The following is a 26,194-nucleotide window of genomic DNA, read 5'->3' as shown; positions in this document are numbered from 1 at the left end:
ATAATATTTTTAGGATTATTTATCAGATGGTTGTTTGTATTTAATTTTGTTTTTGTTTTTTTTACGCCATGAACGCCTCATTACCTCTTAATAAAGATCAGAAAATTATAGAAGACATTGTTCGCTTTCTCCGGGAAATCGGCTTGGAAGTAGTATTGGAGGAACATGAAGGGGAATCCTTTCTTCCCGGTATCAGGATTAAATCAGGAGGGTTAAGCATTGACCCATCACAGGTGCTTTATCCCGGGGATATCCTGCATGAAGCCGGTCATTTGGCAACACTTCCTTATGCGGTAAGGGCTGAGCTGGATGGAGTATTGCCAGATATTGACCTGCACCGGGGAGCAGAACTGATGAGTCTGGCCTGGAGTTATGCCGCCTGCCTGAAGCTTCAATTGGGTCCGGAAGTCGTTTTTCATCCGGATGGCTATAAAGGAGAGGGGGAACACCTCATCCGTAATTTTGAAGATGGAATATACCTTGGGTTACCCATGCTTCAATATCAGCAAATGGCTTATGATGAAAAAAATGCAGCAAGCTTAAATGTTGAGCCCTTTCCTTACATGCAAAATTGGGTATGCATTAAAGAAGAGGGCGATGCTTAACCGAAAAAACCGGTTTTTATTTCTTGCCTGAAGCGTTGCTTTTATAGATGAAATTGTGAAGGGAATTGGTCGTTACTTTCAGGTCTGTGGTTAAGTACCAGATGTTGTTGATCCTTTTTCCAACACTTTCTTTATCTAATGGGAACCTGGCTTGTTCTATGGTTTTGTTTTTTGAGTTAAGAATACTTCCCGCAAAATTTAAAAGTGTAAAATTGGCCATACTGGTTTCTATGTTAGGGAGGACTTGTGAGGCAAAAACGGGAAAAATTTCCTGACCTGAGCCTTTCAATTTATCAAAAATAGAGACCAATACACTCCGTTGACGCTCCGTTCTTTCGTAGTCTCCTTTACCTACGGCCCTGATTCTGGTATAAGCAACGGTCTGTTTTCCGTTCAGTTTCTGAAGCCCCGGATCTTGTACATGTACTGCCGGGATTTTTTCATAGATGGCCAGTTCGTCCAGGTAATTGTTCAGATAGGGAAGTTCCTCTGCTTTCACATTTACCATGATGCCACCCAGGGCGTCGACAATTTTTGCAGCACCGTAGAAGTCTACATTCATATAGTCTTTAATGTCCAGACCAAAGTTTTGGTTGATGGTCTTTATGGCTAGCTGAGGACCACCTATGGCATAGGCCGCATTGATCTTATCCATGCCTTTACCCTCGATTTTAACATAAGTATCCCTCATTATGGAGGCCATTTTAATTTTTCCATTGAGCTGATCGATTGAAATGATCATCACCACATCCGAGTTCCCGGCTTCTTGTTCCGTACGTCTGTCGACGGCAAACAGTGCAATGTTTATGGGGGAATTGGTCATGGTTTTTATTTTCTGCTGAACCTTTGGAGAAATGCCTAATGCTTCTGCCGACCTGTTTAATGGTACAGGAGATTTGCGCGTTGGTGTTGCAGTAGTCTGAACCTGGTTATCCTGAGCATTTGAACTAAATGAATACAGGAAAGAGAAGAAGATCACAAATATAAAAGCCTTCATTTTTTTATTTACAATTTAGGATTAGTGTATTTCAATAACCGTACCTGAGAACAAATAAAATTCTTCCTACCTTTAAAACGTTCTTAAATCCGCAGATAAAGGAAAAGAAAGATGTTTATGGACAAAGCGTATAAAATTGCAATTATAGGATTGGGTTATGTGGGTTTACCACTCGCTATTGAATTTGCTAAAAAATATAAGGTACTGGGATTTGATATCGATCAACCGAGAATTGAAGAGCTTTGTGTGGGAGAAGACCGGACAAGGGAAGCTGATCTGGTGGAACTACAAAAATTATTGAATTCGAAAAATGAAAGCTCGGGATTGAAGTTTTCCTCCCTGACTTCAGATTTGGAGTCTTGCAATATTTTCATCATCACAGTACCGACACCTATTAACCGGTTTAAAGCACCTGACCTGAGCCCCTTGTTAAAGGCTTCTGAAATGATTGGAAAGGTGTTAAAGAAGGGGGACATCGTGATTTATGAATCCACAGTATATCCGGGTTGTACAGAAGAAGATTGCGTACCTGTTTTGGAACGACATTCTGGTTTGAAATTTAATACTGACTTTTTCTGTGGTTATTCTCCGGAAAGGATCAACCCGGGAGATCGGGTGAATACACTGACAAAGATTAAGAAAGTAACATCCGGTTCTACCGAAGCAGTGGCGGAAGAGGTCGATCATTTGTATGCGCAGATTATTACTGCGGGAACACATAAAGCGCCAAGTATCAAAGTGGCCGAGGCTTCGAAAGCGATAGAAAATGCGCAAAGAGATGTAAATATTTCTTTTGTGAATGAGCTTGCACTCATCTTTGACCGAATCGGGATTGATACTACCGATGTGATTGAGGCCGCGGGGACAAAGTGGAACTTTTTAAAATATAAACCAGGACTGGTAGGGGGCCATTGTATTGGGGTTGACCCTTATTACCTGGCACATAAATCGGAATCTTTGGGTTATCATCCACAGGTTATTCTCTCGGGAAGAAGGGTAAATGATAATATGGGGATGTTTGTTGCCAATAAGGTGGTGAAGCTGATGATTGCCAAAGGGTATCCCGTAAAAGGGGAGAAGGTACTGATTCTCGGCTTTGCATTTAAAGAGAACTGTCCGGATATCCGGAATACCCGCGTCATTGATATTTATGAAGAGCTGCATCAGTTCGGAATGGAAGTAACGGTTTTTGACCCCTGGGCGGATCCCGTACTTGTCCGGAAAGAATATGGGTTTGAATTGGATAATGTTCTTATAGATAAAAACTATAAGGCGATTATTGTTGCTGTTTCTCATCAGGAATTTTTGACGCTTGATTATAAGAAATATAAAGAATCAGGTGCAATTATTTTTGACACCAAATCATTTATAGAAAGAAAATATACTGATGCAAGATTGTAAATTTTAAATAAGGGCTATTATCAAAGCCGGTAAGAAAACCCTTATTTCTGGCACGTTTTTAGATACCTATTGGAAAATAAAAAAAGCAATGCTTTATTCCCTTGTTGACGCCTTCATCCTTAATATTGGCCTTTTTGCGGGACATTTAACTCATTGTAAATCATTCTTCTCAGCGGAAGACTGTCTGGTAGAAAGAAATCCCTTAAACAATACTTTTTTTATTGTAAATGGAGATTTTTCTATTAATTTTATAGCGCTAAATAAACCCGGGGGGGTATCTAAATGAAAAAAAAATTACTAGTTATTTTACTATTGTTATCTGGCGGATCGGCATTTTCGCAAATGAATGGTGACTACAATTATTCCATTGCAGTAAGAGGTTTCAGCCTGATGCAAATGCCTAAAATTTTGAATGAAACTGATTATAGCAAATATGTAAATACGTATTTCAGCGGTGTGGTGATGAAGTTCAATGACAACCAGATCAGTTATCGCTTAGGAGGAAGTTATCTTAAGAAAACCAAGACTTTTTATAATAATTGCGAAAATTGTGAAGTGGTAAGTGGTGACGTAACCGATTATGCCTTCAAGGTGGGTTTTGAAAAGAACCTTAACTTTTCCAGAATTCAGCCTTATTTTGGGTTGGATCTTGGTTATCGTTCTAATAAGTTTATTGGATTGTCTCAAAATGCAAACACTTTAAAAGAGGCTTTACAGAACGATGCCATTTCTTCAAGTAAAGTTGAAGCGACTAAAGTTGGTTTTGTCGCTACTCCATTAATCGGAATAAAATTCAATGTGATCAATGAAGTATCTCTGTTTGTGGAAAGTAGTCTTGATTTCTTTTATTCCTATGAACGACAGGAATTCGTAACACAGGATGCGGCTAATTTCCGGACATTGGCGAAAACAAATAAAGCTGAGTTTCTGTTGAATCCTGTCTCGGTTGGGATCACCATCCATTTGGGAAGTAATAAATAGACACTTTATCCAGCGTCTTCATTTAATTTTGAAGTCGCTTTTGTCTCCTTCATAAATACATAAACAAGTAATGAGCTGAAAATGCAGCCGGTGATGTACCAGTAATAATAAGGTTCATGGCCCCAGTCTTTCAGCCATAGGGCGATATATTCTGCTGTGCCTCCAAATATGGCGACAGTTAAGGCATAAGGAAGGCCAACACCTAATGCACGTACTTCAGCCGGGAATAATTCGGCCTTTACGACTGCATTGATGCTGGTATAGCCGCTTACAATAATTAATGAAGCCATCAATAAGAGAAATGCAGTCCATTGACTGGTCGTTTGACTTAATGCCGTAAGTAATGGTACAGTGCAGGTAGTTCCGAGGATTCCAAAACCGATCAGTAATGGCCTGCGCCCTATCTTGTCTGATAAAGCACCAAATAGGGGTTGTAAACAAGCGAAAAGGAATAAAGAGAGAAAGGAAAGCAGTGTAGATTCTTCTTTAGTCATTTTTACGGTATTCACCAGGAATTTCTGCATGTAGGTGGTGTAAGTATAGAAGGCTAATGTTCCACCGAGGGTTAGTCCGACGACCGTGACCAGCGCCCGCGGGTGTTTTAAAAGTTCTTTTACGGTTCCTTTCTTTTCAGTATTCTTCTTTCTTTGATTCTCAAAAGCGGTGGTTTCATCGAGATTCTTTCTCAGGTAAAGTGCCACAATGGAGAGTATTGCCCCGAAAACAAATGGAATGCGCCAGCCCCATTCTTGAAGCTGATGTTCCGATAGCAGCACTTTTTGTAACAGAAGCTGGAGGGCAAGTGCGAGTAATTGTCCGCCTATAAGTGTAACGTATTGAAAACTGGAATAGAATCCACGACGGTTTTTTGTGGCCATTTCGCTCAGATAGGTAGCGGAAACTCCATATTCGCCGCCCACACTTAATCCTTGTAACAACCTTGCCGTTAACAGAAGGATGGGGGCAATAATGCCTATAGTGTTATAAGTCGGTGTCAAGGCGATTAAAAGGGAACCTAAGGACATGAGCAAGACAGAAAATGTCATGGATTGTTTTCGACCGATCCGGTCTGCGATTCTCCCGAATATATATCCGCCAAGAGGACGCATGAGAAATCCAAGCGCAAATATTCCTGCAGTATTTAATAGTTTTACCGTGTCATTTCCTTCGGGAAAGAAGGCAGAAGAAAAATAAATAGCAAAGGCAGAATAGGCATACCAGTCGTACCATTCCACCAGGTTTCCTACAGAGCCGCCAAAGATGGCTTTTAGGCGGCGGGGAGAGATTTTATCATTATCGCCGTCGGGATGGACCTGATCGATGTTTGCTTTCATGCCTTTTTTGTTTAGAAAACAAAAGATAAGGCTTTTAAATAAATTTTAATACCCCTGAATCATGTGAGTTTATCAAATGATACAAGGGTATGAAACTTTACTTGTTTTATCAAGCAACGATGATATAGCGTCCGTTAATGAAAAGCGTATTGGGCAATTCCACTAAGATATTGCTGAGAAGACGGGCTCGAAGAGGCAACTGGTTTGCCATCCACATATATTTCAAGTTTAGCTGAACCTGGTAGCATCGAGTTTATGCTTACTACGGCACTCTCTGCATACGCAACAGATTTCCTGACTGTTTTAGTAAATGGTAAGGCCTGATCTGTCAGGTCGGTATCAGCACCGGTCTCGTTGGTGTACCTAATATCCAGCTTGGTTAGCCCTGCGCTCAAAGCGGTCACTTTGTATTCGATAGTTACCGTTTTAGGGTAGCCCGCCCTGGGATCATCTACGTTATTTTTATCTTTTGAACAGGAGCTGGTCAACGCAGCAACCAGAAACATGAAGGCGATCTTTGTGAACAGGTTTTTTTTAAGTTGTAAAAGTCTCATGAGGTTTTGTTTTTAATAGATTATTATGTGTTACAAATCTATCATGGACTCTTTTTTCAATCAATACCGGGAAATCAGGTTTTATTTCTACCTGTATCCGGGGATAAGTATTTAGAATTCCTCATACCTGAGCAGGTACTGCCTGTATAGCCGGCTTAGTCTAAAGAGATTTTCGAGAATGACCAAAATAACTACAGGCAGGATGACAAGTTCAAAAATGTGAAATTTCCAGAAGGTGTAAGCGAAGATGAGGATTAACCGGAAGCATTCCAGGTAGTAGATCCATTTCCTTTGTTCCAGTAATGCACCACAATTGATTAGAGTGATCAGGATAAAAGAAGTGGTGAATAGTTTGTCTTCCAGATGCAGGTCAGCATAAAAGGCGGTAAAAAAACTGAGCAGGACAATGCAAAGCAAGAGTTGGAAGTTTAGGTAAGTTCTGAATTTAAAACGGTAAGAGGGTTCTGTCTTTTGCTGGAGGTATCTTCTCTCCAAAATGGGCCGGATGTTTTGATCGAGGGTGGCAGGGTTTCCGAAGATGATTTTTAGTCTTGACTTAAAATGCTTTTCTTTTTTACATGCGTCGAGAATTTCCAGGTAGTAGTGAAAGTGTTGCCATAAAAAACTGTAACTTTTTACGGGGTGGGTAAGGCCATATTTTGGGCGTTCTTCTTCCCGCTGAAAGGTTCCGAACAGCTTGTCCCAAAACACAAAAACGTCTCCGTAGTTCTTATCAAGGTATTTCTCGTCGCTGGCATGATGAACCCCATGAAGAGAAGGAGTGATGAAGATGTATTCCAGCCAGCCTAGTTTTCCGACCAGCTGTGTATGGGTAAAAAAGGAGTAGGCACCATGAACCATGAGAATGGTAATGACCATTGCCGGATGAAATCCCAGAAAAGGGATTATACACCAAAAAATATTTCGAATCAGCGCCTGGAAAACGGTGATTCTTGCCGATACGGTCAGGTTGAATTCTTCGCTCTGATGGTGAACAATATGTGCGGCCCATAAAAAATTTACCTGGTGGCCTAAGCGGTGATACCAGTACCAGACTAAGTCTGTGACCAGGATCAACGATACCCATACCCACCAGGTATTCGGAATATTAAAGAGGGCATAGTTTTTATATACCCAATAGAACAAGCTGTAGAAGCTTGCGGAGATGAATAAGTTAAGTAACCTTTCTGCAATGCCGATACTGAGGTTTGCAATTGAACTCTCATATTTAAAAACTTCCGGTCTTTTCAGGTAAATGGCGAGGCGGTATTCCAGATAGAGGAAGAGAAAAAATGCAGGGATGGCAAAGGCCAGGTAGTTTAACTGAATCATTTATGGCTTGTTTCTTATTTTTATAAAACTGAGCAGTCGCCATTGGTCAATCCCTCTTTGCAGGGTTTGCAGCTTTCCCGAACGGATCAGATAGCTGATTGCTAATGCAATTAACATGACCGGACTATTTAACAAGGCCTGCAAAACGTTGATAAAAGGCCGTAGGACTTTTTTCATGCTTTGGTTCATATTTTCCTGCTATAATTGGTAAATAAATTACCCTTCTGCGGCTTTCTTCTCCAACAACCGAGGATTGTGCTACCCTATGCCATAGCCGGCCATCGTGAATGGTCAGGTCTCCGGCCTCAGGAACAATTGCAATTTCTGCCGGATCGGGTTTGTTGTCCAGAAAATACTTTTTACGGAACAACATGCCATACAAACTTTGCTTGTGTGTTCCCGGGAGTACGCATAATCCACCGTTTTCTGGTTTCAGACTGCTTAGGTGGATGCCTACATTGAGCATAGGATTGAGCTTCTGACCCTGGAAAATATCACGGAGACCATCTGTATGCCAACCCATTTGGGTAAACTTACTTTCCGGGCCGTTAACGTAATGATTTAGGACCATGCCGTCTTTTTCTTCTGTGCCTAGTCTCGCTCCGGGACCGATTAGTTCTAACAGGGTCTCGAAACGAGGGTCATTTGGCAGTTCTGCGAACAATGGATGTTGCTGATTGATAAAGGCGAATCGTTGAACAATAGCAGAGCCATTGAGGTCTCTGCCATATTTGATAGGGATGCCATTGATTTTAATTTTTTGATCTGTAATCCATTTTTGTTGAACTTCAAGAGAAGCCTGAATGATATCATTTACAGTTTCCGGTTTGATGAAATTCCTGAAATGAATGAATCCGTTTTTGTTAAAGAAGTCCCTTTGTTCGGTCGTTATTTTATTTCCTAATGTGAATTTTATAGACAAATTTTCCATGATGATGAATTTTAATGCTAAATGTTGAGGTAAAGAGTGCCAGCTGCGGGATAAACCGTCAGGAGCTGGTGAATGATGAAATCTGTAATTTGTTAGAGATCAGCAACAACAATAGCAACAACCGGCCCTTTCGGAGAAGAGCATTCGCATGGTGTGTGCGGTATGAATATGGTTGTTATTCTTCATTGAAATAAAGTCTATTAATTTAGTAGACAATGCAAATGTAGGAAAATAATTGTCTTATCAAATTTATTTTGAAAAAATAAGGGTTATTGTTATTGCTGATACAAACGGGCTGTGATCCTTTCAATCAGGGACTTAGGAAGGAGCCTGGTGCCAAATGAGGAAACTTTATTCAGAAATCCAGGAATGATCTCGGCTTTTTTGTTAAACATTCCTTTCAGGCCGGTTGCAGCTACACTTTCTGGCGACATGTTAAATTTCTCTGCCAAATCTGCCAAAGCATCCATACCCGCACGACTGGAAAATCCTGTGGCAGTTGGGCCGGGGCAGAGACAGCTTACCGAAACAGTACTGTCTTTAAGCTCATAACGCAAAGCGCGACTGTAAGAAAGGATAAAGGTTTTACTTGCGGCATATAAAGAAAGTGTTGGTACTGCCTGATAGGCTGCGGTACTGGAAATATTTAAGATATAAGCCTGTTTTTGTTGTTTTAAAACCGGAAGTAAATGATGACTTAGTTCCAGCACAACATCAATATTGAGTCTTAACATGTTCATTTGAGCAGCGAGTGTTAACTGATCGAAATTACCCCATAGACCATAACCTGCATTGTTGATCAGAATAGATAGGGCAGGAGTCTGCCTCTTACACCAGCTGGCCACCTGATCAGCAGCGTTTTCAAGGGAAAGGTCTATAGGTAAATAAGAAGCATTTACGTTGTATTCCTCATTTATCAGTTTCGCAAGCACCTGAAGTTCGGTTTCTGAACGGGCAACCAATAAAAGATGATAACCTACGCGGGCCAGTGATAACGCAATTTGTTTTCCAATACCTTTACTTGCACCTGTTACTAAAGCATATTCATTCATGAAAGGGAATTGGGTCTATGGTAAGACTGGCTCCGCTGCAAGTTAAACCTTTTTAGAAAATGTCTCTATTTCTTCCGGGCTAAATTTTGTCAGTTTTGCGATTTGACCCGTGCTAAAGCCTTCCTCTCTCATCTTACCGACAATGAGTAACATGTTGAATTTCATGGCTTTTTCAAAACCAATTCTCTTGCCCATCCTGTACAGTGGATCTTTGTCTATTTTTAAGAAGTCTGATATTCTGGTCATCCTATAATTTATTTGGTTATAATTTTTCTATTTCTTCGGGGCTGAGTTTTGTTATTCTTGTGATTTGAAATATTGGGAGCCCTTCACGTTTCATTGCCCTGGCAGTTTCCAGGTAGATTTTGAAGCCTTTTTCGAATCCTTTTTCTACGCCAATGCAGACGCCGATTTGATAATAAGGATCGTCTTCTACGTTTAAAAAAAATGATATTCTTTCCATAATGTATTGAGTGTTTGTTTATCGTTTTTTAATTGTGGTTTAAGTGTTCTTATAGCTTTTGCATATCATCAGGAATTTCTTCTAAGATGATTAGGATTATTCTGCATATATCAAGAGGTTATTTGTTGAATCTATATCAATTATTTAACTATAACAACATTTTGTGTCTTTTTATTTTGTTTGTTTTGTTTTGCGCGAAGGATGGCTAAAAGGCTGATATCTTGAGTCGAAATGAAAGATTCGTGGAGTATTGTTGAACATAATTTTAATTTATTTGTAAAGTATTTTGTTAAATATTGTAACTAAATCACATATTTTAATGTTGTTTTATTTTTTTAGGAAATTGACTATATTGTGGGAATGATTTTTATCTGAATTAACGCCTATGTCCAATTTCATGCTTATCTGGCCACCTGAGTAATCCCTGGTAATCTTAAGGAATTCTATCTGTTACCTATTCATCCCGGAGTATGGTACAACTCAATTATTGGCTATGGATCAAAATCATCCCTATGAAGCATGCTGCTCTTATTGAATCGTTAAAAAAATATGGAACGCTAACGGATAAAAGTATTCGTTTACTAAAAGAAAGTGGGGAATGGAGGACTGTGGGAAAGAAAATTCACCTGCATTATCCTGGCGAGTTTTGTAAAAATCTTTATTTCGTTAATAATGGCTTCTTTAGGTATTATGAGCATGTAAACGATAAAGACAGAACCGTTGGTTTTAGCGGTTCCGGTGAATATATGACCTCCATTGAGAGCTTCTTTAATCGGGTCTCATCCAGGCAAGGGATTGTATGCGAAAGTAAGGCTGAAATCATTTGTTTAAATTATTTTGCCTGGAAGGCCATGTGTGAGGAAGATCCAGAATTTAATAAAATCAGTTTAAACATTTCTATTCAGAAACTAATTGAATGTAACAGACATTTAGGTATTTACGCTTCCATCAATACAAAGGAGAAATTAAGCTATCTGTGCAGTCTTTATCCGGGTATTTTAAACATGGTGTCACAAAAAAGTATAGCCAGTCATTTCCACGTATCTGAACAGGCAATGAGCAAGATCATCAAAAAGCTTAAATAGAATTATCTTCCAAAATGCCCTTTAGATTCTCAACTTATTTGATTTTTTAGCGCTTCTAATTCTATCTGAATTGAGCGCTGATTGCCCTCTGCCCATCTAAATTAGTGAAGATAAAAGCTGATTGTATGACTCAGATATTTTACCGAGACCGACTTTGCAGATTATTGAGCCTGATCGGTTCCAAGCAGGCCAGAAGTGTCGCTTTTGTAGCGAGGCGAATGGAGTGCTGTGAGCGTACCGTCAAATATCTGGTAGCCCGCCTGCGGAAGGAGGGGCATGACATCCGATATGACAAAGCTTTGAAACGGTATGTACTCCTAAAAAAAAGATGAGATGAAAAAGTTTGCAGTGTTCACGGCATTGCCGTGTCAGATAGGGAAGGAAAATACATTTGGTGGAGCGTCAGATGTTTTTCGGGAAGCCTACTTTACAGGCACAGATGAATAATTTTTTAATTTAAGAAGGAATTGATATGAAAACAAATAAGAAGGCCTGGTTAAGTGCCATGGCCACGATAGTTTTAGTAGCAGTAATCGGATTGGTGTTTGCTTTTAAGCCGTTTACAAAGGCGAAAGAGAGGGCGGAAACAAGATGGTATTATACACATCCTACATCAGCGGCGTCCATTCCTGCAGCTATTCTTAATGGAGATAACTGGGCAAAAGAAGATCCCGGTAATCAGACCGGTTGTTTAGCTTTAGGAAATATCCCATGCACTTTGTTGGTAGACGCTTCCGTAATGACATCTGAAGATTTAGAGGCCTATTTTTTAACTGAATATAGTGACAACGCCGTCACTATCCTAAATAATGCTGAATCAAAAAAGTTCGCCCCTTGATGACCGTCTGATAAAATGGGTTTAAAACCCCTATAAAGCGTAGGGGTTTTATTTTAAGTTATTTTCAACAGATTAACGCGGGTTTTGCTGCATACCTGAACGTGTAATTACATCCTGTGGAATAAGTAATGTATATCTTAAGTCGTTTGGTTCGAGTCTATAAATTTTGTTATTAAGGTTTCTTGTTAATACAATATTGCGACCTTCTTTATTTAACCTTTTTAGATCTACCCATCTGATTCCTCTAAATAACAGCTCTTTTCTGCGTTCTTTTAAGATTAGATCAAGAACCTCTTTTGCATCCAAGCCAGAGATGGGATTAAATTTGTTTTTTCTCCAACGCTTTAAAAGCAATTTGTTTAAGTCGTTTAAAGCCAGAGTAGTTTTTCCCGCTCTGGCATAAGATTCAGCCCTGTTAAGGTAAACTTCATTCGTCGCTGTTCCTCCAAATAAACCTGTTGTTCCTACTAATCGCGCTCTGAAGCCATGGGTTCCATCTGGATTGTTGCTGAATAACATCTCTTTTCTCAGGTCATCCTGATCATACATATTGTATAAATCTGGACTTACTCTTCCCCGGGTAAAGTTGAGTGCCTGACCTTCGCCAATTTCATTTTCTGCAATCACTTCTGTATTGAATCTTTTTAGCGGGTTGATCTCCGTTCCATCTAAATCATTATAATCTATAAGTTCATGATTCAGTTGTAGACAGGAATCCGCATAAAGACCTGCATTTACATAATCTCTCATCGATAGATAAGCGCGTGATAGCAAAGCATAGCAGGCCGGTTTTGATGGTCTTACTTTGCTAACAGGGTTTATGGGTAGCAATTGGATGGAAGATTTCAGGTCGTTCAATAATTGAAGGTAAGTTTCTTCTACAGAGGCTCTTTTGGACTTTATATTGAAATCTGCACTGAATCGTAATGGAAGCCCGAGATCTGAATTGGCTGTGCCTTTATCGTAGGCTGGTGTCCAGATAAAGCTGGCCTGCAGTAGTCGTTTTCCACGGTAGTATAGCGCCTGTCCTTTCAGATGATCCCATTCTGCAGAATTTTTAGGGTTTCTATTTATCTTTTGCAATCCTTCCAGTACTGTATTGCAAAAGTAGATTGTGCGATAAGTGTTACTCCAACTGTTGGCTTCACTGTCAAACTGATATTCCTTTTCCCAGGTATATATTTTTCTTTCATAATCACTATAAAGTGACTCCCAGTCGTCATTGTTTAAATAGTGGTCATCATCACTATGTTCTCCTTCATGAGGATCGGGTGCAAAAATGGGATAATTATCCAGTAAAGCCTGAAAATCGGCTAATGTGCTTGGTATAGTTAATGTCTTTTCTGGTTTTGCATCGAGGAATTTCTGACAACCTGCGCTCCCGAAAACCAAGCCACAGAAAAGGGCGAGATAAATTTTTCTTGATACCATCATGATGTTTTTTATGTATTAGGTTAAAAATTTGTCCGAAGTCCAAAAGAATAACTCCTTGGGTTCGGGATGCTTTTTTCTCCGATAAAGTCCGGATCGATCTTCTCTTTATTTGCGCTCCAAAGTATTCCCATGTTGTTTATGTTAAAGGATAAATGAATGGTTTTCATTGGAAGCCGTCTGAAATTCTCTTTATTGAGTTGATAGCTCAATTGGACATAGTGAAGCCTGATGTGGTCTCCCCGCTCCACAAGTGACTCACCAAAGGAATAAAGTGTTTGCATCTGACCAGAGAATGGATACATATAAGCCGGGACATTTGTTGTGTTTTCATCTCCGGGTTGCTTCCATCTTTTTGAGAAATCAGCATGCCCCATTCCCTGAGAATATAATGAAGAATAGTTAATGCTGTTCCTTCTAAAGTAATAGCCAAACTTATACATCATTCGAAAAGTTAGCGATAGGTTTTTATAGGAAAATGTATTGCCTATAGAGCCAAAGAGGGTTGGAATTGCGGAGCCATAGTATTTTAGATCTTCTATTTTTACACCGGATCCTACAAGAAGGTTGTAATTTTTGCTGATTTCGTTGTTGAGGTAGCCTCTTGGCTCACCTGTTTGGGGATCAAGGCCGGCCCACTTGTAAGCAAACACAGCATACGTGGGCTTTCCTTTTAGCCCGGAAACGCCTTTGGTTAAAAAGACACTTGCTTCTCTATTGCTTAAATAATATTCGGTGATCCTATCCTGATTAAAGCTGATATTAAGATTTGTGCGCCACTTAAAATCCTGGTTTATATTTAAGCTATTGAGCTCCAGATCAACTCCATGCCCCTTTGTGGAAGCGACATTTTTCATGATGGTACTGCCAATTCCGGAAGTGTAATCTAAAAGTTCGGTTCCGAAAAGATTGCCACCTTTTTTTTGATAATACTCTATGCTTCCATTAACGCGGTTTGCTGCGAAGCTAAAATCTATACCAAGATTGATCATTCTGTTGGTTTCCCATTTGAGTTCAGGGTTGGCGAATTTGTTGAATCTGGCATAGGGCGTTAAAGTATAAGGAGACAAAGCCTGATATAGAATCGTGGTGACTGCACTCTTGGAGGGGTCTACATTTCCGCTAAATCCATAGGTCAACCTCAATTTTAAATAGCTAAGGAAACTGCTCTTATAGAATGGTTCTTTGGATATTTCCCAGCTTAATCCCGATGACCATAATGGATTCCATTTGTCATTGGTATTTAGTCCGAACAAATTGGAGGCGTCTCTGCGCCCGCTTATAGAGAAGGTGTACTTATTTTTGTAGGTATAGGCAGCGTTGCTGAATAGGGATACAAACCGGGTAAGACCGTAACGAACTGGTGGTCCTGGGGGAATAAATTGCTTGGACCCGTTAATGATGCTTGGGTATTCCTGAGTATAGTCCACAAGACCGGAACTGAGTAAGTCGTGATTGTACCCATAAAGGGTTAGTCCGTTACTTCCCTGATTTGTTTCCCGAAATTCTGCCCCGGCAATCGCGGAAACACTGTGGTCATTCCAACTTTTATCCACATTTAATTGTCCTCTTAAATTATGGGCTTGCATGAGCTGATTTCTGTATTCCAGAATCCCACCCATAGGTATTTTGTAAATGGCTTCTCCGGTTTTTGAGATCTGGGTATAGGTATTGACCAAATTTCTGGAACGATAGCTCTCCTGATCATTCACCGTATTGTCAGTAGTTTGCTGACGTTGATATTGGTATCGGATGTCTGTACTTATTCCGAACGGGAGCTTATACCTAAGCCCTATATTTGCCAGTAAACTATTCTGAATGTTAGAAGTGGTATTGTGTTTATAGTCTTCAAGAGGATAATATTGCCAATCCAGGAGTTTTCCTTTTCCAATGTTTAAGGCATGAGCTGGTTTTATTAACTTCGGAAGGGCCAAAGGGTTTCCATTGTCATCTGTAAATCTTGTGTATGGTGCCAAGCTGTTTTTGTGGCCGGTGATGCTGCCATATTCTGGCCTGCCATTTTCAGATTTACTGTTTGTATAGGTAATTCCAATATTTAGTTCCAGCTGTTTTGTTGGCTTTATCATATTTTCCACCCGAAGACTGAGGCGATCATAAGGTGCGTTCAGGTTACTGATATTGCGGTCATAGCCCGAGGAAACCAACCAGGACATGATTTCTGAACCTCCATTAAGGTTTACCGCGTATTGTTGGTTGAGCGATTGTCTATAAAAATATTTATTGAACTCATCTCTTACATCTATTCTTTTCAATGCATTAAGTTGATCTCCTATTTTTTCTTTTTCCAGTCCGGATGCTGCGGCCTGTTTGATGAGTAGTTCCACGACAGGAGATAAAGCAGGTTGCAAAGGAGAATTGATGTCATTCTTATAATAGCCCTTGTTATATAGCATGGTCTCAACGTCTATAAAGTCAGAAGAGGAGATTTGCGGGATGTAAAAGAGATCCGGCTTGTCAGTTAAAGTTTGGTTGATATTGAAATCTACGCTTAGTTTTTGATTTAACTTCCCTTTTTTAGTTGTGATTACAATTACGCCATTTCCTGCACGGGCGCCCCATATAGAGGCTGCAGCAGCGTCTTTTAGAATAGTGATACTGGCAACATCATTTGGATTGATATTTTCTGTATTTCCTTCATAAGGAAAATTGTCCAGAATAATCAGAGGCTCTTTTGGTCCCTGAATCGTACTCAGTCCCCTTATCATTAATCTTCCGTTAGCCGCACTGGTATTACGATCTGCAACTACACTGTTTGCAACGCCTTCCAGTCTGTCTAATATATTCGTACTCACTTGTTCACGAAGGGTATTCTGATCAATTAAAGTAAAGGATCCTGTAGCACGTTCTTTAGGTAGTTGCTGATAACCAGTGGAAATCATAACTTCCTTTAAATTGAAGATGTCCTCTTTTAGCAGAATGATTAAAGGTGTTGTTGATGGGCTGATTACCGTAACTTCCTGGCTTTCATATCCGATATAGGAGATCTCCAAATTGATAGGTTTGCCTGTATACATTAAGCTAAAATTTCCTTTATCATCAGAAAATAAGGTTGTTTTATTGTTTTTGATCTTTATAGAAACTTTTTTTAATGGGATTTTGTCATGAAATGAAAGAATTGTTCCGTTAATTCTGGTCTGTCCCAGAGCAGCTGGCATCCAGGAAAGGAGCAGGCTGAGAATGAATAAATGCTTCATGGCACCGTCGCTATTTTAATTGGGTTGACAATTGGACTGCTTTTTTATCACGGATGACCAGAAAGTCAATCTCTCTGTAGACTTCCTTCAGGTCGAGGTTAAGTGCATGAAGTTCGTCAAGCAATGTTTTCATGTTTTCACTTGCTGGTTTCAATAGTCTTACCTCATCGTTTATTCCTGTTTCATTTAGTATCGGGATTGGAATGAACTCTTTTGAATCCAAAACGTTTGCATAGATCTGAAGGGGATAACTACTTTTAGCTGAACTGGAAACGATCGTTTTGTTCTTGTTCTTTTTGATGAGGACCAGGCATTTTGTTCTTCTTTTTTCGATTTGACCAATAAAATCAGAGTAACGATTCAAGTCTTCAAGTAGGTAGTGATATAAGTTTTCGGAATCTTTGAAGGGAATGACGAGGTCATAAGTATATAAATTATGCTCAGACCAGTTTTTTTTATCTATTACAGGAGGGCTATACGTTAAACGATCAGGATATGAGCTTGCAATGATTAATCTTTTGGACGGATGAAAATCTTGCCCGTTCTTTTTGAATAGATGACCTGCAGCAATGACATACATGGTCAGAATTGGGGAATTGCTAAAACATATTCGGGATGTTGTATTTCCTATTGGATTTCTTGTCATTCCGCTTCCCAAGCCATGTTGAAGTCCCTTGACTAGAATGGAATAATGTTGAATCTGGTCAGCTGATAACCTTTCATCCATAAACAGCGGCCTGTTTACATTCAGGTCCATCTTCGTTTCTATAGTTTTAGGCACTTCGTTAATTACCTGTGTTACATTTTCAGCCGTTATCTGGTCTGCTGAGGTAATCGCCTCTATCAATCCATCATGGCCGATCCATACATAGTGAGGAACCAATCGATGAGGGAAAAATTTCTTTAGCAAGGTGTCCTGAACAATAGAATAGATCTTTAATGCTTTTAAAGTCTTATTTGTAGATATGAACGAAGTAATTTTTTCTCTATTTTCATGGGTTGCCCCAATACTGATCATATTGTCGGAAAATTGCTTTTCCAGTTGGTGTAGGTTCGGCATCGCGTCAATGCAGACGGCGCAGGAGGTCGTCCAGAAGTCGATAATGATCAATTTACCTTTATGTTCTTTTAAAGAGATGGTTTTCTTCCCTTCTTTATGGTTGACCACCTGAAAGGACATATCCCATATTGCTTCCGGAAGCTGATCTCCTACATTTAGCGGTTTTATAGCTGGATTGGGTTTTTGTGCATCTGCATTAAAAATCAGGCATAGCACAGCCATTACGATGAGTGTTGTCGTTTTTTTCATTTTAAAAAGTTTAGTTGAATAATAAAATTAGCGGCGGAAGAATGCGGCTAGACCGGAGGACATTTGATCAGATTAAACGGGTTACATTTCATGATTTTTATTTTATAAGTTTGTATTAATTTATAATAATTTGATTATTATTCCTTAATAGTTAATTATGTGTAGTAAATGTACGCATAAACTGATTAATATACCTTATGTCATATTAATTAATATTATTACTATCGTTCTATTTGAATTATGTCAGAAAAAGAAAAGAATGTCAGAACAGAGTACGCCGGGCGGCTTAAAGCCTATCGGAAAAAGGCAAACATCTCTCAGGAGGCTTTTGCTACGGCCATAGCCGTTTACCAGCCTTATATTGCTTCTGTGGAAGCGGGTGGGTTGAGTATCGGGATCGACAAACAAGAGGAGATTGCATCCTGCTTCGGTGTCAGGTATTATCAGCTTGGGGATCCTGATTTTCCAATTCCTTCAAGAGAAGCGCTTTGGGGGAGCATTGAAGCTTATGTTAAAGCTGCTGGTATCGAAATAGGTTATCTGAAAAGTAAGACCCCAGGTCTCGCCAGTTTTATGGATGAGTTGCTACAAAGCGACTTTTTTCTGGAATGGAGGTTGGTTACTGAGGTTGTTGCCGAGCTGATGGATCGTTTTGGGCTTGAGGTTGTACCAATGCGGGTATCAGACATCCTGAATCAGAAGCCAAGGAATCTATTGATCGAGGTTAAAAAGGTTCCGAAAGAACGGTTTAATTTGTACCGGTTAAAAAGATGAGAAAAGCGCCATTAGGCGCTTTTCTCATCTTTAATTCCTTTCAATAGGGCGTAAACTGCCATGGCATGTCCATGACCTAATTCGAAATCCTGTTTTAGCCAGTTCACAATCTCTGTCGCCTTGATGTTAGTTTTCAGTTGTCCATTTTCACTGAACCCTTTTTCGTCAGCAATTTTTTTAAAATCCACAGGTCCAAGACCCGTTTTCTCTTTAATTGTTTTTAGGTATGCTTGAAATGACATCGCGTTATTGGGTTGGTTTATATAAACAAATCTAGCGGTAATATTATTTAGTGAAAATATGGATAAATGACAAAATTGAGGGGGGATTGCGACAAATAATTGTAGAGGTAACATAGTTAAGCGGATTAATCATAAAAAAGGAGAAATGATTTGGTTGGTCATTTCTCCTTTTTAAATATGTCCGAAGGTTTTCTTATGAGAAGTTGTCCTTATGGATTAATACCCGGGATTTTGTTTTGCATTATGATTAAGTGCGATTTCCAATAATGGAACGGGAAGTAATTTTCTGAAGCTTTCTATTTTTAAGACACTTTCAGCTTTTCCTAGCCTTTTTAAAGCTGAGAAGTAAACTCCCTCCATGCTCATATCTTCCTTGTACTCTTCTATCAAATAATTGATCAGTTGCTCTTTATTCCCTGCCGAAATTTTTGATTTCTGATTTCTTACCCTAACCATGTTTAAATAAGATATTGCAGCACTTAAGTTACCTGTTTGTATTTCGAGTTCTACAAGATTGAGAATGGTTTCTGTAGCCCTCATGAATGAAGGATAATTTCCCTTTTTAGCAATGAGATTAAATATACTAGAGCTGAATCCTGCACCAAGGCTACTGTCATATCCTGTATAAGTTTCGTTGTTTATAGAATTGATAAAGATGTTTTGTCTTTCGGCCAGCTTGAAAGATGGAGAATGGTATAGTAGCTCCAGATATGTTCTTGCTTCTGCATAATTGCCAGCTTGCAAGTAGTATTTGGCCAGTAGGCCGCTTCCCATAGCTGCTATCCTGCCGAATTTGCTATTTTCCAGGCTGTTAATGTCTGCACCTGCAAGGACCTTTTTTAACTCCTGAATACAATATTGGCGAACAGTTTCTGCCGAAGATACAGGAGGCACAAAAAGCATATCTTCCTGAGCAGGATCATGCATAACTACATTCCCCCAGCTATCTGTCATGATAAAATAAATATGGGATGTGAGGACAGGTGCTTCTTTACGAATCTTTGAAATTGCATTCCCATTCATGTTTTTTGCTACTCTTAAAATCGTGTTTATTTTAACAATGGCTTGATAGGCGCTACTAAATAATTCATATACCATGGGATTCTGGGAATCTATCGTATGGTTGTATAATGCTGTCAGAGACGAGTTTTTAATATCCGAGTAATCCTTTCCAGGCGCATATAGTGCCTCTAATGTATAGTATTGCTCTAAAAATTTAGCATACTGGTTTGTTGCAGCAGTCCAGGCTACGATGACATTTTCTTCATTCTCAATAATGGGTTTTTCTGGTTCTGCTGCGATGGCGAAGGAGTCTAAAATGGTTTTGAGATCCCCCAAAATATTCATTTCTTTACCTAAAGATTTATATCTGCTGATTAGGTTCGTTTTTATTTGATTAATATTAATCTTTTGGGCGGAGGTTTTAAATATGGCCTTTACAGCATCACTAAATTTACCATCAGCTTCAAGTTGTCCATTCATTATACTTAATAGCTCAGATAGAGCGGCGTCTGAATGAGATGGATTGTTCAATAAAATCACTGATAATGCCAGCAGCACTGAGGCATCCTGATTGCCATCTACAAGACTCACTGCATCTGCATCCTTGCTCAATTCTTTATTTATTCCAAGTCCACTAAGCAATTCCTTTTCCGCCTGTTTTCTGGCTGTTGAAAAATCCATTTTATCCTGCTTTACCAACTTAATGATCCGACCTGTTTCAAGATGGGTAAGCAGGTTTACATTCACTTGCTTTTTGTCGTCTACTTTAGAAATGGCATTTAGAATAATTCTTGAAGTAGACAATTGTCCTCTTAATTCGTCGTAGTAATACCCGTCGATAGAGAATTTTGCATAAGGGGAAGTCAAGACGATGTCTTTAAATTCAAATGCACCTAAATCATTTGTTGTAGTAGTTTCGTAAGTTTTGCCCGTTGGATTCAAATTGTTGTCGAGGTCAATTAAGGTTACTTTTGATCCCTGAATGAAAGGCCCTTTTTCTACAACGCCACTAATTTGTTGTTTTGGTACCATTGTTTCTTCCGGTTTTAGGATTTCTTTTTCCTTACTGCAGCCAAGAATCAGGATGCTGAGCGCTAAAAGTAGAATTTTCTTCATGTTTTGCTTTTATTTTGAGTTTATTGTCTTTTTTATTTCTATTTAATTTCTTTTTATGTGCAAAATTTCTGCCATATGAGATTTTAATGATCTCAACGATTATTTGCCGGAGTTTTGGGGATGCCTTGGGTAACCTTTACTCAAAGAGAGATAATTTATGCTCATAAAAGATGTATAGGGGGTAAGTTGATCGTTTCGAAATGTCGATTACCCTGGGATTTGTCATGGTGTTTAGCTCATAGTCGGCCTCAACTAAGGTTAATTTGATCTGAGAACAAAAGGGCCTTTTTCAACCTCACTGCTGATTATTACTTTTTTATTTACTCTCCAGGTTAAGGGATTCTCCTGTCTTGATTGTATCCAACATAGGGAACTTAATACTGATCCTTGAAATTTTCTTCATACTTATGAATCTGTGGTTTTGGTTTTATTAATTATTGTTTTTTTGTGTCGATTAGCTTTATTTAGGTTGAAAATTTATCAAAAATGCAAATTTTTGTGCAAATCTCTTTTGATTGTTCATTTTACTTTACACAAGCGTTTGGATTGTCATCATTATCTTACAATTCAAATAAATTGATATATATTTGCCTTCTTAAATTAAACCTATACTACACCAAATGAAAGTTGCATTAATTACAGGCGTCACAGGCCAGGATGGAGCATATCTTGCTGAATTTCTACTCAAAAAGGGATATTTCGTTCATGGTTTAAAGAGACGTTCGTCTTCTTTTAATACGGAACGTATAGACCATTTATATCAGGATCAACATGAGAATGATTTAAACTTCAAACTCCATTATGGTGACCTGACAGACTCTACAAATCTGATCAGAATCATTCAGGAAACACAACCTGATGAAATCTATAATCTGGCGGCAATGAGTCATGTTAAAGTGAGCTTTGAAACACCTGAATATACGGCTAATGCAGACGGTATCGGACCTTTGAGACTACTTGAAGCAGTAAGGATTTTAGGCCTTGTTGAAAAAACTAAGATTTACCAGGCTTCCACTTCTGAATTATATGGATTGGTGCAAGCTGTACCACAGAGTGAAACCACTCCTTTTTATCCACGGTCTCCGTATGCAGTTGCAAAAATGTATGGTTATTGGATCACTGTAAACTACAGAGAGGCTTATAATATGTATGCTTGTAACGGAATCCTGTTTAATCATGAGAGTCCGGTAAGGGGGGAAACTTTTGTAACCAGAAAAATTACACGTGCAGCATGCAAAATCGCCTTAGGCTTGCAAAGCTGTTTATATCTGGGTAATTTATCCGCTCAGAGGGATTGGGGACATGCAAAAGACTATGTTGAGGCGATGTGGTTGATTCTACAACAGGAAAAACCGGAAGATTATGTGATTGCTACGGGAGTAACAACTACTGTCCGAGATTTTGTAAAAATGAGTTTTGCAGAATTAGGCATAGAAATTGAGTTTAGTGGCAAAGATCAATACGAACGGGGAGTAATTATTGATGTTGACCAGGAATTGGTACAGAAATTAGGACTAAATGATGAATACCTGAAACCAGGGACCATTGTTGTCCAGGTGGACGAAAAGTATTTTAGGCCAACAGAAGTTGATCTTTTATTGGGGGATCCGACAAAAGCAAATACTCAATTGGGTTGGAAACCTAAGTATGATCTGCCTTTATTGGTTCAGGATATGGTTCATTCTGATCTTCATTTGATGAAGAAAGATGAATACCTGAAACAAGGAGGGTTTAAGACATTAAATTACTTTGAATAAAATATAAAAACTGTTGTAATGACAGAAGATGCTTGCTTTAATTGTACATCTTACTGTAATGTCCTGCTTAATATTAGGACGGGGTCACAAAATCTGATATATGAATTTTAAAAATACGATAACCGCTGTACTTTTTTTTCTTACTGTGCTTGTCGCACAAAGCGCTTATTCCCAAACTAATTATGCAAATGTCAAAGTAGACGAGCTTTCTGATGCACAGATTCTGCAGATGATAAAAAGAGCAGAGTCTATAGGGTATTCTGAAGCTCAGTTACAGCAAATGGCTGCTGCACAAGGAATGAAAGCTGATGAGGTTCAGAAACTGAAACTTAGAGTAGAGAAAATTCGTAAGCAGGGTTCTGGTGTTCAAACCGAAACTAAACCTATCAATACAGGCCGTGAAGTCACCGACACAACTGAGGGAGGAGCTGTAGATAATGAGAAGAAAGTGAAAGATGAAGAAATTGGGCCGAAAATCTTCGGTGCTGATCTTTTCAAAAATGGAACCATTACTTTTGAGCCAAATTTAAGAATGGCAACTCCCAAAGGTTACGTAATTGGTCCTGATGATAAACTACTGATAGATCTTACCGGTGATAATGAAGCAAGTTATAACCTTCAGGTCAGTCCTGATGGGGTAATTAACCTTCAGTTTGTAGGTAGAGTTGCTGTTGGGGGATTAACAATTGATCAGGCTATATCTAAGATTAGATCCTCGATGTCTAAAACTTATCCGGCTTTGCGTTCAGGAAAGACCAGTTTGTCAATTAACTTAGGGAATATAAGAAGCATTAAGGTAACCATTACAGGTCAGGCTGTGAAAACTGGAACTTACACACTTCCTTCTCTTGCTACAGTTTATAATGCATTATACGCTGCAGGTGGACCTTCTCATAACGGTACCTTTCGTAATATTCAGGTGATTCGTAACAACAAGGTCGTAACTACGATTGATGTTTATGATTTTTTATTAAAAGGAATTCAACAAGGTAATATCAGGCTACAAGATCAGGATGTGATCAATATCCCGGTTTTTGAAAAACGGGTTGAGATTTCAGGCGAAATTAAACAGCCTGCTTTTTTTGAGATTGTCAGAGGAGAAACTTTACAAAACCTGATTAACTACGCTGGTGGTTTCACTACTAATGCATATACCGCTAAAATTAAATCTTTTCAGAATACAGATAAGGAACGTCGTATTACTGATATTTCCATGCCTGAATTTACTACCTATAATCCGAAAAATGGGGATAAGTTCATTGTCGAGGCAATATTAGATAGATTCGAAAATAAGGTAGAGATAATGGGTGCTGTTTTTCGCCCCGGATCTTACGAACTGGATAAGGGCTTAACATTGAAAGGTCTGATTAATAAAGCCGATGGTTTAACAGAGGATGCTTTCTTAAACCGTGGGTACATCAATCGTCTAAATGCAGATAATACATTGCATTTACTTTCTTTTGATGTAGCTAAGATCATTGCAGGAACTGAAGCTGATATTAATCTTCAAAGAGAAGATAGGGTCACCATTTCGTCTTTATTTGATCTTCGTGATGAATACAAAGTGAGCATTCAAGGGGAAGTTAGAGCTCCAGGAACTTTTGATTACGCTGATAACATGAAATTAGAAGATGTGATTCAGATGGCTGGTGGTTTCAAAGAAGGGGCTACACCTAATAGAATTGAAATCTCCCGACGAATAAAGAATAGTGACGCCATGTCTGCATCTGCAAGAACAGCTGAGGTATTTAACGTTAGTGTTGATCAGAATCTTAGGATTGCTGACACCACATTTATATTGAAACCTTTTGATGTAGTTTCAATTAGAAGCTCCGAAGGGTATCAGGTTCAAAAGCAAGTGAAATTGGAAGGAGAAGTACTGTATCCGGGCACTTATACGATTACACAGAAGAATGAGCGAATTTCTGATCTTATTAAAAGAGCTGGCGGGTTGACTCAAACAGCTTATGCAGATGGGGCTTCTTTAAAAAGACCCGGTGCTGAGAAAATAAATCCCAATGATAAGAATGCTATAAATAATAAAGAGGAAGACGATAAAAAGTTCCTAAGCTTGAAAAGGGTACAGGAACATGGGGTTAAGGATACTGTTAAAGCAGAAGTGGAACAAAGACTTATTCAATCGGATTTAGTTGGAATAGATTTGACACGTATATTAAAAAAGCCACAATCCAGGTATGACTTGATTGTGGAGGATGGTGATATTATTCGTGTGCCGAGACAACTTCAAATTGTTAAGGTAACAGGTGAAGTCTTAAACCCAAATAGTATTGTTTATTTACCAAGCAAGAGCTTTAAGCAGTACATAAATGGGGCTGGAGGTTTTACGGCTAGTGCATTTAAAAATGGGGCGTACATTAAGTATGCGAATGGTTCCGTGGAATCTGCGAGAAGGTTTTTGTTTTTTAATAACTATCCTAAGGTTAAACCTGGTGCTGAAATTCTGGTTCCTAAGCGAGCTGAACGTGAACGAATGACTGCACAAAGTTGGATTGGAATAGGAACAGCTGTTGCTTCAATGGCAGCAATTGTAGTGTCATTGCTTAGATAAAATACTTAAGGAGATTTATAAAACTAAGTGCTACATTTTAATCCTGGATTTAGCCCCCTAATTATTGTATAATTTTTTATATAAACCACTAGAAACTACATGACGACTGAAGGTCTCAATCACAACTTAAAGGAAGAAAATGAAGGAATAAGCTTAAGAGAAATTATTCTTAAGATTCGGGATTTGTATCGCTATCTTTTAGTGAATTGGATTATAATTTTACTCGCTATTCTATTGGGTTCTACTTTAGGGCTCGTGTATACTTATTTAAAAAAGACAACTTATACAGCTGCGAGTACTTTTGTTCTTGAAGATGGTGGTGGAGGTGGTGGTGGTTTGGGGCAATATGCGGGTATAGCATCAATGGTTGGAATTGATGTTGGAGCAGGCGGAGGAGGCATTTTTCAAGGCGATAATATTATCGAACTTTATAAATCAAGAACCATGATTGAGGAAACATTGCTTAGCCCTTCTAAGCGTGACTCTGGCATTCTTTTAATAGATTCTTACATAAATTTTAATCATTTGAGAGATCGCTGGAAAAACAAGCCCGATCTTAGTGCAATAAAGTTTAACGTTTCGCCGGGATCGAGGTTTTCTAGACTTCAGGATAGTATTCTGGGCGATGTGGTTAATAACATAAATAAGTATTATCTCTCAGTTGCAAAACTAGATAAAAAACTGAGTATTATTAAGGTTGTCGTGAGTGCTCCGAATGAGTCATTTGCGAAAGATTTTAATGATCAGATTGTTAAAAATGTAAACGATTTTTATGTTAGAACTAAGACGAAAAAATCGATGGAAAACGTTGCTATTCTCCAGCAAAAAACCGATTCAGTAAGAGGAGTTATGAATGGCGCAATATATTCAGCTGCCGTTGTTGCAGATGCTACACCGAACTTAAACCCCACAAGGCAAGTTCAGCGAAGCGTTCCAATACAGCGCTCTCAATTTTCGATAGAAACGAATAAAACTGTTCTAGGTGAATTGGTTAAAAACCTTGAATTATCAAAAATTTCCTTGAGAAAAGAAACGCCATTAATACAAATTGTTGATGAGCCTGTTTTTCCTCTTGATAATGATAAACCCAGTAGAGTAAAGTTTATTATTTTAGGTGGAATAGCATTTGGGGTTCTCGCAGCTGTTTATCTGCTTCTCGCAAAGGCGGTTAAAGATCTATTGAAAGACTAGATAATTATATTACTG

The 26,194-nt window shown here is 38.9% G+C and carries 22 protein-coding genes; 9 read left to right on the top strand and 13 right to left on the bottom strand.

Features of this window, described 5'->3' with window-relative positions:
• The first annotated feature begins 68 nt into the window (after positions 1 to 68).
• Positions 69 to 605, top strand: coding sequence for a hypothetical protein (locus DBR43_RS23915; RefSeq protein ID WP_124585579.1), 537 nt, complete (start codon positions 69 to 71; stop codon positions 603 to 605).
• Between the two features lie 16 nt (positions 606 to 621).
• On the opposite strand, the gene DBR43_RS23910 is transcribed toward DBR43_RS23915, so the two are convergent.
• On the bottom strand, positions 622 to 1,602 hold the full coding sequence (locus tag DBR43_RS23910) for an LCP family protein (RefSeq protein ID WP_124585577.1): 981 nt from the start codon (positions 1,600 to 1,602) through the stop codon (positions 622 to 624).
• A 117-nt stretch (positions 1,603 to 1,719) separates the two neighbouring features.
• Between DBR43_RS23910 and DBR43_RS23905 the strand changes: the two genes are divergently transcribed.
• Complete coding sequence (locus DBR43_RS23905) at positions 1,720 to 3,003, top strand: nucleotide sugar dehydrogenase (protein ID WP_124585576.1); 1,284 nt, start codon at positions 1,720 to 1,722, stop codon at positions 3,001 to 3,003.
• A gap of 282 nt (positions 3,004 to 3,285) precedes the next feature.
• The gene (locus DBR43_RS23900; RefSeq protein WP_124585574.1) at positions 3,286 to 3,984 is read left to right on the top strand and encodes a hypothetical protein; all 699 of its coding nucleotides are present in this window, start codon (positions 3,286 to 3,288) and stop codon (positions 3,982 to 3,984) included.
• Positions 3,985 to 3,989: 5 nt separating this feature from the next.
• Here DBR43_RS23900 and DBR43_RS23895 read toward each other — a convergent pair whose 3' ends face one another.
• The 7 genes from DBR43_RS23895 to DBR43_RS23865 all read right to left on the bottom strand — a co-directional run bounded on the left by DBR43_RS23895 (position 3,990) and on the right by DBR43_RS23865 (position 9,650).
• Positions 3,990 to 5,318: an MFS transporter gene (locus DBR43_RS23895; RefSeq protein WP_124585572.1), complete on the bottom strand. Its 1,329-nt coding sequence runs from the start codon at positions 5,316 to 5,318 to the stop codon at positions 3,990 to 3,992.
• Between the two features lie 134 nt (positions 5,319 to 5,452).
• Positions 5,453 to 5,872, bottom strand: coding sequence for a hypothetical protein (locus DBR43_RS23890; protein WP_124585570.1), 420 nt, complete (start codon positions 5,870 to 5,872; stop codon positions 5,453 to 5,455).
• 111 nt (positions 5,873 to 5,983) lie between these two features.
• Positions 5,984 to 7,204, bottom strand: coding sequence for a sterol desaturase family protein (locus DBR43_RS23885; RefSeq protein WP_124585568.1), 1,221 nt, complete (start codon positions 7,202 to 7,204; stop codon positions 5,984 to 5,986).
• Positions 7,205 to 7,328: 124 nt separating this feature from the next.
• Positions 7,329 to 8,135, bottom strand: coding sequence for a phytanoyl-CoA dioxygenase family protein (locus DBR43_RS23880; protein WP_124585566.1), 807 nt, complete (start codon positions 8,133 to 8,135; stop codon positions 7,329 to 7,331).
• A 275-nt stretch (positions 8,136 to 8,410) separates the two neighbouring features.
• Positions 8,411 to 9,187, bottom strand: a complete 777-nt coding sequence (locus DBR43_RS23875) for an SDR family NAD(P)-dependent oxidoreductase (protein ID WP_124585564.1) — start codon at positions 9,185 to 9,187, stop codon at positions 8,411 to 8,413.
• A 42-nt stretch (positions 9,188 to 9,229) separates the two neighbouring features.
• Entirely contained in the window at positions 9,230 to 9,433 is a 204-nt protein-coding gene (locus DBR43_RS23870) for a hypothetical protein (protein WP_124585562.1), read from the bottom strand.
• 16 nt (positions 9,434 to 9,449) lie between these two features.
• A complete protein-coding gene (locus DBR43_RS23865) occupies positions 9,450 to 9,650 on the bottom strand; it encodes a hypothetical protein (protein WP_124585560.1) in 201 nt (66 codons plus the stop codon).
• A 512-nt stretch (positions 9,651 to 10,162) separates the two neighbouring features.
• On the opposite strand from DBR43_RS23865, the gene DBR43_RS23860 reads away from it, so the two are divergent.
• Positions 10,163 to 10,735, top strand: a complete 573-nt coding sequence (locus DBR43_RS23860) for a Crp/Fnr family transcriptional regulator (protein ID WP_124585558.1) — start codon at positions 10,163 to 10,165, stop codon at positions 10,733 to 10,735.
• Positions 10,736 to 11,207: 472 nt separating this feature from the next.
• On the top strand, positions 11,208 to 11,573 hold the full coding sequence (locus DBR43_RS23855; RefSeq protein WP_124585555.1) for a hypothetical protein: 366 nt from the start codon (positions 11,208 to 11,210) through the stop codon (positions 11,571 to 11,573).
• 72 nt (positions 11,574 to 11,645) lie between these two features.
• On the opposite strand, the gene DBR43_RS23850 is transcribed toward DBR43_RS23855, so the two are convergent.
• The 3 genes from DBR43_RS23850 to DBR43_RS23840 are packed head-to-tail and all read right to left on the bottom strand — an operon-like array spanning position 11,646 to position 17,528.
• Positions 11,646 to 13,007 (bottom strand): RagB/SusD family nutrient uptake outer membrane protein, encoded by a 1,362-nt coding sequence (locus tag DBR43_RS23850; protein WP_124585547.1) that lies wholly within the window; start codon positions 13,005 to 13,007, stop codon positions 11,646 to 11,648.
• A gap of 20 nt (positions 13,008 to 13,027) precedes the next feature.
• On the bottom strand, positions 13,028 to 16,219 hold the full coding sequence (locus DBR43_RS23845) for a SusC/RagA family TonB-linked outer membrane protein (protein WP_124585545.1): 3,192 nt from the start codon (positions 16,217 to 16,219) through the stop codon (positions 13,028 to 13,030).
• 10 nt (positions 16,220 to 16,229) lie between these two features.
• Positions 16,230 to 17,528, bottom strand: coding sequence for a TlpA family protein disulfide reductase (locus DBR43_RS23840; RefSeq protein WP_124585543.1), 1,299 nt, complete (start codon positions 17,526 to 17,528; stop codon positions 16,230 to 16,232).
• Between the two features lie 240 nt (positions 17,529 to 17,768).
• Between DBR43_RS23840 and DBR43_RS23835 the strand changes: the two genes are divergently transcribed.
• A complete protein-coding gene (locus DBR43_RS23835; protein WP_124585541.1) occupies positions 17,769 to 18,302 on the top strand; it encodes a helix-turn-helix domain-containing protein in 534 nt (177 codons plus the stop codon).
• An 11-nt stretch (positions 18,303 to 18,313) separates the two neighbouring features.
• On the opposite strand, the gene DBR43_RS23830 is transcribed toward DBR43_RS23835, so the two are convergent.
• Positions 18,314 to 18,658, bottom strand: coding sequence for a DUF4287 domain-containing protein (locus tag DBR43_RS23830; protein WP_233603181.1), 345 nt, complete (start codon positions 18,656 to 18,658; stop codon positions 18,314 to 18,316).
• Between the two features lie 102 nt (positions 18,659 to 18,760).
• Positions 18,761 to 20,662: a RagB/SusD family nutrient uptake outer membrane protein gene (locus DBR43_RS23825; protein WP_124585539.1), complete on the bottom strand. Its 1,902-nt coding sequence runs from the start codon at positions 20,660 to 20,662 to the stop codon at positions 18,761 to 18,763.
• A gap of 620 nt (positions 20,663 to 21,282) precedes the next feature.
• Between DBR43_RS23825 and gmd the strand changes: the two genes are divergently transcribed.
• The 3 genes from gmd (at position 21,283) to DBR43_RS23810 (ending at position 26,179) form a co-directional block, all read left to right on the top strand.
• Positions 21,283 to 22,419, top strand: coding sequence for a GDP-mannose 4,6-dehydratase (gene gmd, locus DBR43_RS23820; RefSeq protein WP_124585537.1), 1,137 nt, complete (start codon positions 21,283 to 21,285; stop codon positions 22,417 to 22,419).
• A 100-nt stretch (positions 22,420 to 22,519) separates the two neighbouring features.
• On the top strand, positions 22,520 to 24,988 hold the full coding sequence (locus tag DBR43_RS23815) for an SLBB domain-containing protein (RefSeq protein WP_124585535.1): 2,469 nt from the start codon (positions 22,520 to 22,522) through the stop codon (positions 24,986 to 24,988).
• A gap of 99 nt (positions 24,989 to 25,087) precedes the next feature.
• The gene (locus DBR43_RS23810; RefSeq protein WP_124585533.1) at positions 25,088 to 26,179 is read left to right on the top strand and encodes a lipopolysaccharide biosynthesis protein; all 1,092 of its coding nucleotides are present in this window, start codon (positions 25,088 to 25,090) and stop codon (positions 26,177 to 26,179) included.
• The last annotated feature ends 15 nt before the right edge of the window (positions 26,180 to 26,194 follow it).

The organism is Pedobacter sp. KBW06 (assembly GCF_003852525.1).
Taxonomy (GTDB): Bacteria; Bacteroidota; Bacteroidia; order Sphingobacteriales; family Sphingobacteriaceae; genus Pedobacter.
The sequence above is the reverse complement of the archived record's forward strand: the minus strand, read 5'-3'. Positions and strand labels throughout refer to the sequence as shown.

Bases quoted from the DNA above. Each gene is read 5' to 3' on its own strand.
- gmd (WP_124585537.1), top strand. From the start codon at position 21,283: ATGAAAGTTGCATTAATTACAGGCGTCACAGGCCAGGATGGAGCATAT.
- DBR43_RS23810 (WP_124585533.1), top strand. From the start codon at position 25,088: ATGACGACTGAAGGTCTCAATCACAACTTAAAGGAAGAAAATGAAGGA.
- DBR43_RS23860 (WP_124585558.1), top strand. From the start codon at position 10,163: ATGAAGCATGCTGCTCTTATTGAATCGTTAAAAAAATATGGAACGCTA.
- DBR43_RS23885 (WP_124585568.1), bottom strand. From the start codon at position 7,204: ATGATTCAGTTAAACTACCTGGCCTTTGCCATCCCTGCATTTTTTCTC.
- DBR43_RS23840 (WP_124585543.1), bottom strand. From the start codon at position 17,528: ATGAAAAAAACGACAACACTCATCGTAATGGCTGTGCTATGCCTGATT.
- DBR43_RS23855 (WP_124585555.1), top strand. From the start codon at position 11,208: ATGAAAACAAATAAGAAGGCCTGGTTAAGTGCCATGGCCACGATAGTT.
- DBR43_RS23880 (WP_124585566.1), bottom strand. From the start codon at position 8,135: ATGGAAAATTTGTCTATAAAATTCACATTAGGAAATAAAATAACGACC.
- DBR43_RS23900 (WP_124585574.1), top strand. From the start codon at position 3,286: ATGAAAAAAAAATTACTAGTTATTTTACTATTGTTATCTGGCGGATCG.
- DBR43_RS23835 (WP_124585541.1), top strand. From the start codon at position 17,769: ATGTCAGAAAAAGAAAAGAATGTCAGAACAGAGTACGCCGGGCGGCTT.
- DBR43_RS23845 (WP_124585545.1), bottom strand. From the start codon at position 16,219: ATGAAGCATTTATTCATTCTCAGCCTGCTCCTTTCCTGGATGCCAGCT.
- DBR43_RS23850 (WP_124585547.1), bottom strand. From the start codon at position 13,007: ATGATGGTATCAAGAAAAATTTATCTCGCCCTTTTCTGTGGCTTGGTT.
- DBR43_RS23830 (WP_233603181.1), bottom strand. From the start codon at position 18,658: ATGTTACCTCTACAATTATTTGTCGCAATCCCCCCTCAATTTTGTCAT.
- DBR43_RS23815 (WP_124585535.1), top strand. From the start codon at position 22,520: ATGAATTTTAAAAATACGATAACCGCTGTACTTTTTTTTCTTACTGTG.
- DBR43_RS23825 (WP_124585539.1), bottom strand. From the start codon at position 20,662: ATGAAGAAAATTCTACTTTTAGCGCTCAGCATCCTGATTCTTGGCTGC.
- DBR43_RS23905 (WP_124585576.1), top strand. From the start codon at position 1,720: ATGGACAAAGCGTATAAAATTGCAATTATAGGATTGGGTTATGTGGGT.
- DBR43_RS23910 (WP_124585577.1), bottom strand. From the start codon at position 1,602: ATGAAGGCTTTTATATTTGTGATCTTCTTCTCTTTCCTGTATTCATTT.
- DBR43_RS23915 (WP_124585579.1), top strand. From the start codon at position 69: ATGAACGCCTCATTACCTCTTAATAAAGATCAGAAAATTATAGAAGAC.
- DBR43_RS23875 (WP_124585564.1), bottom strand. From the start codon at position 9,187: ATGAATGAATATGCTTTAGTAACAGGTGCAAGTAAAGGTATTGGAAAA.
- DBR43_RS23890 (WP_124585570.1), bottom strand. From the start codon at position 5,872: ATGAGACTTTTACAACTTAAAAAAAACCTGTTCACAAAGATCGCCTTC.
- DBR43_RS23870 (WP_124585562.1), bottom strand. From the start codon at position 9,433: ATGACCAGAATATCAGACTTCTTAAAAATAGACAAAGATCCACTGTAC.
- DBR43_RS23895 (WP_124585572.1), bottom strand. From the start codon at position 5,318: ATGAAAGCAAACATCGATCAGGTCCATCCCGACGGCGATAATGATAAA.
- DBR43_RS23865 (WP_124585560.1), bottom strand. From the start codon at position 9,650: ATGGAAAGAATATCATTTTTTTTAAACGTAGAAGACGATCCTTATTAT.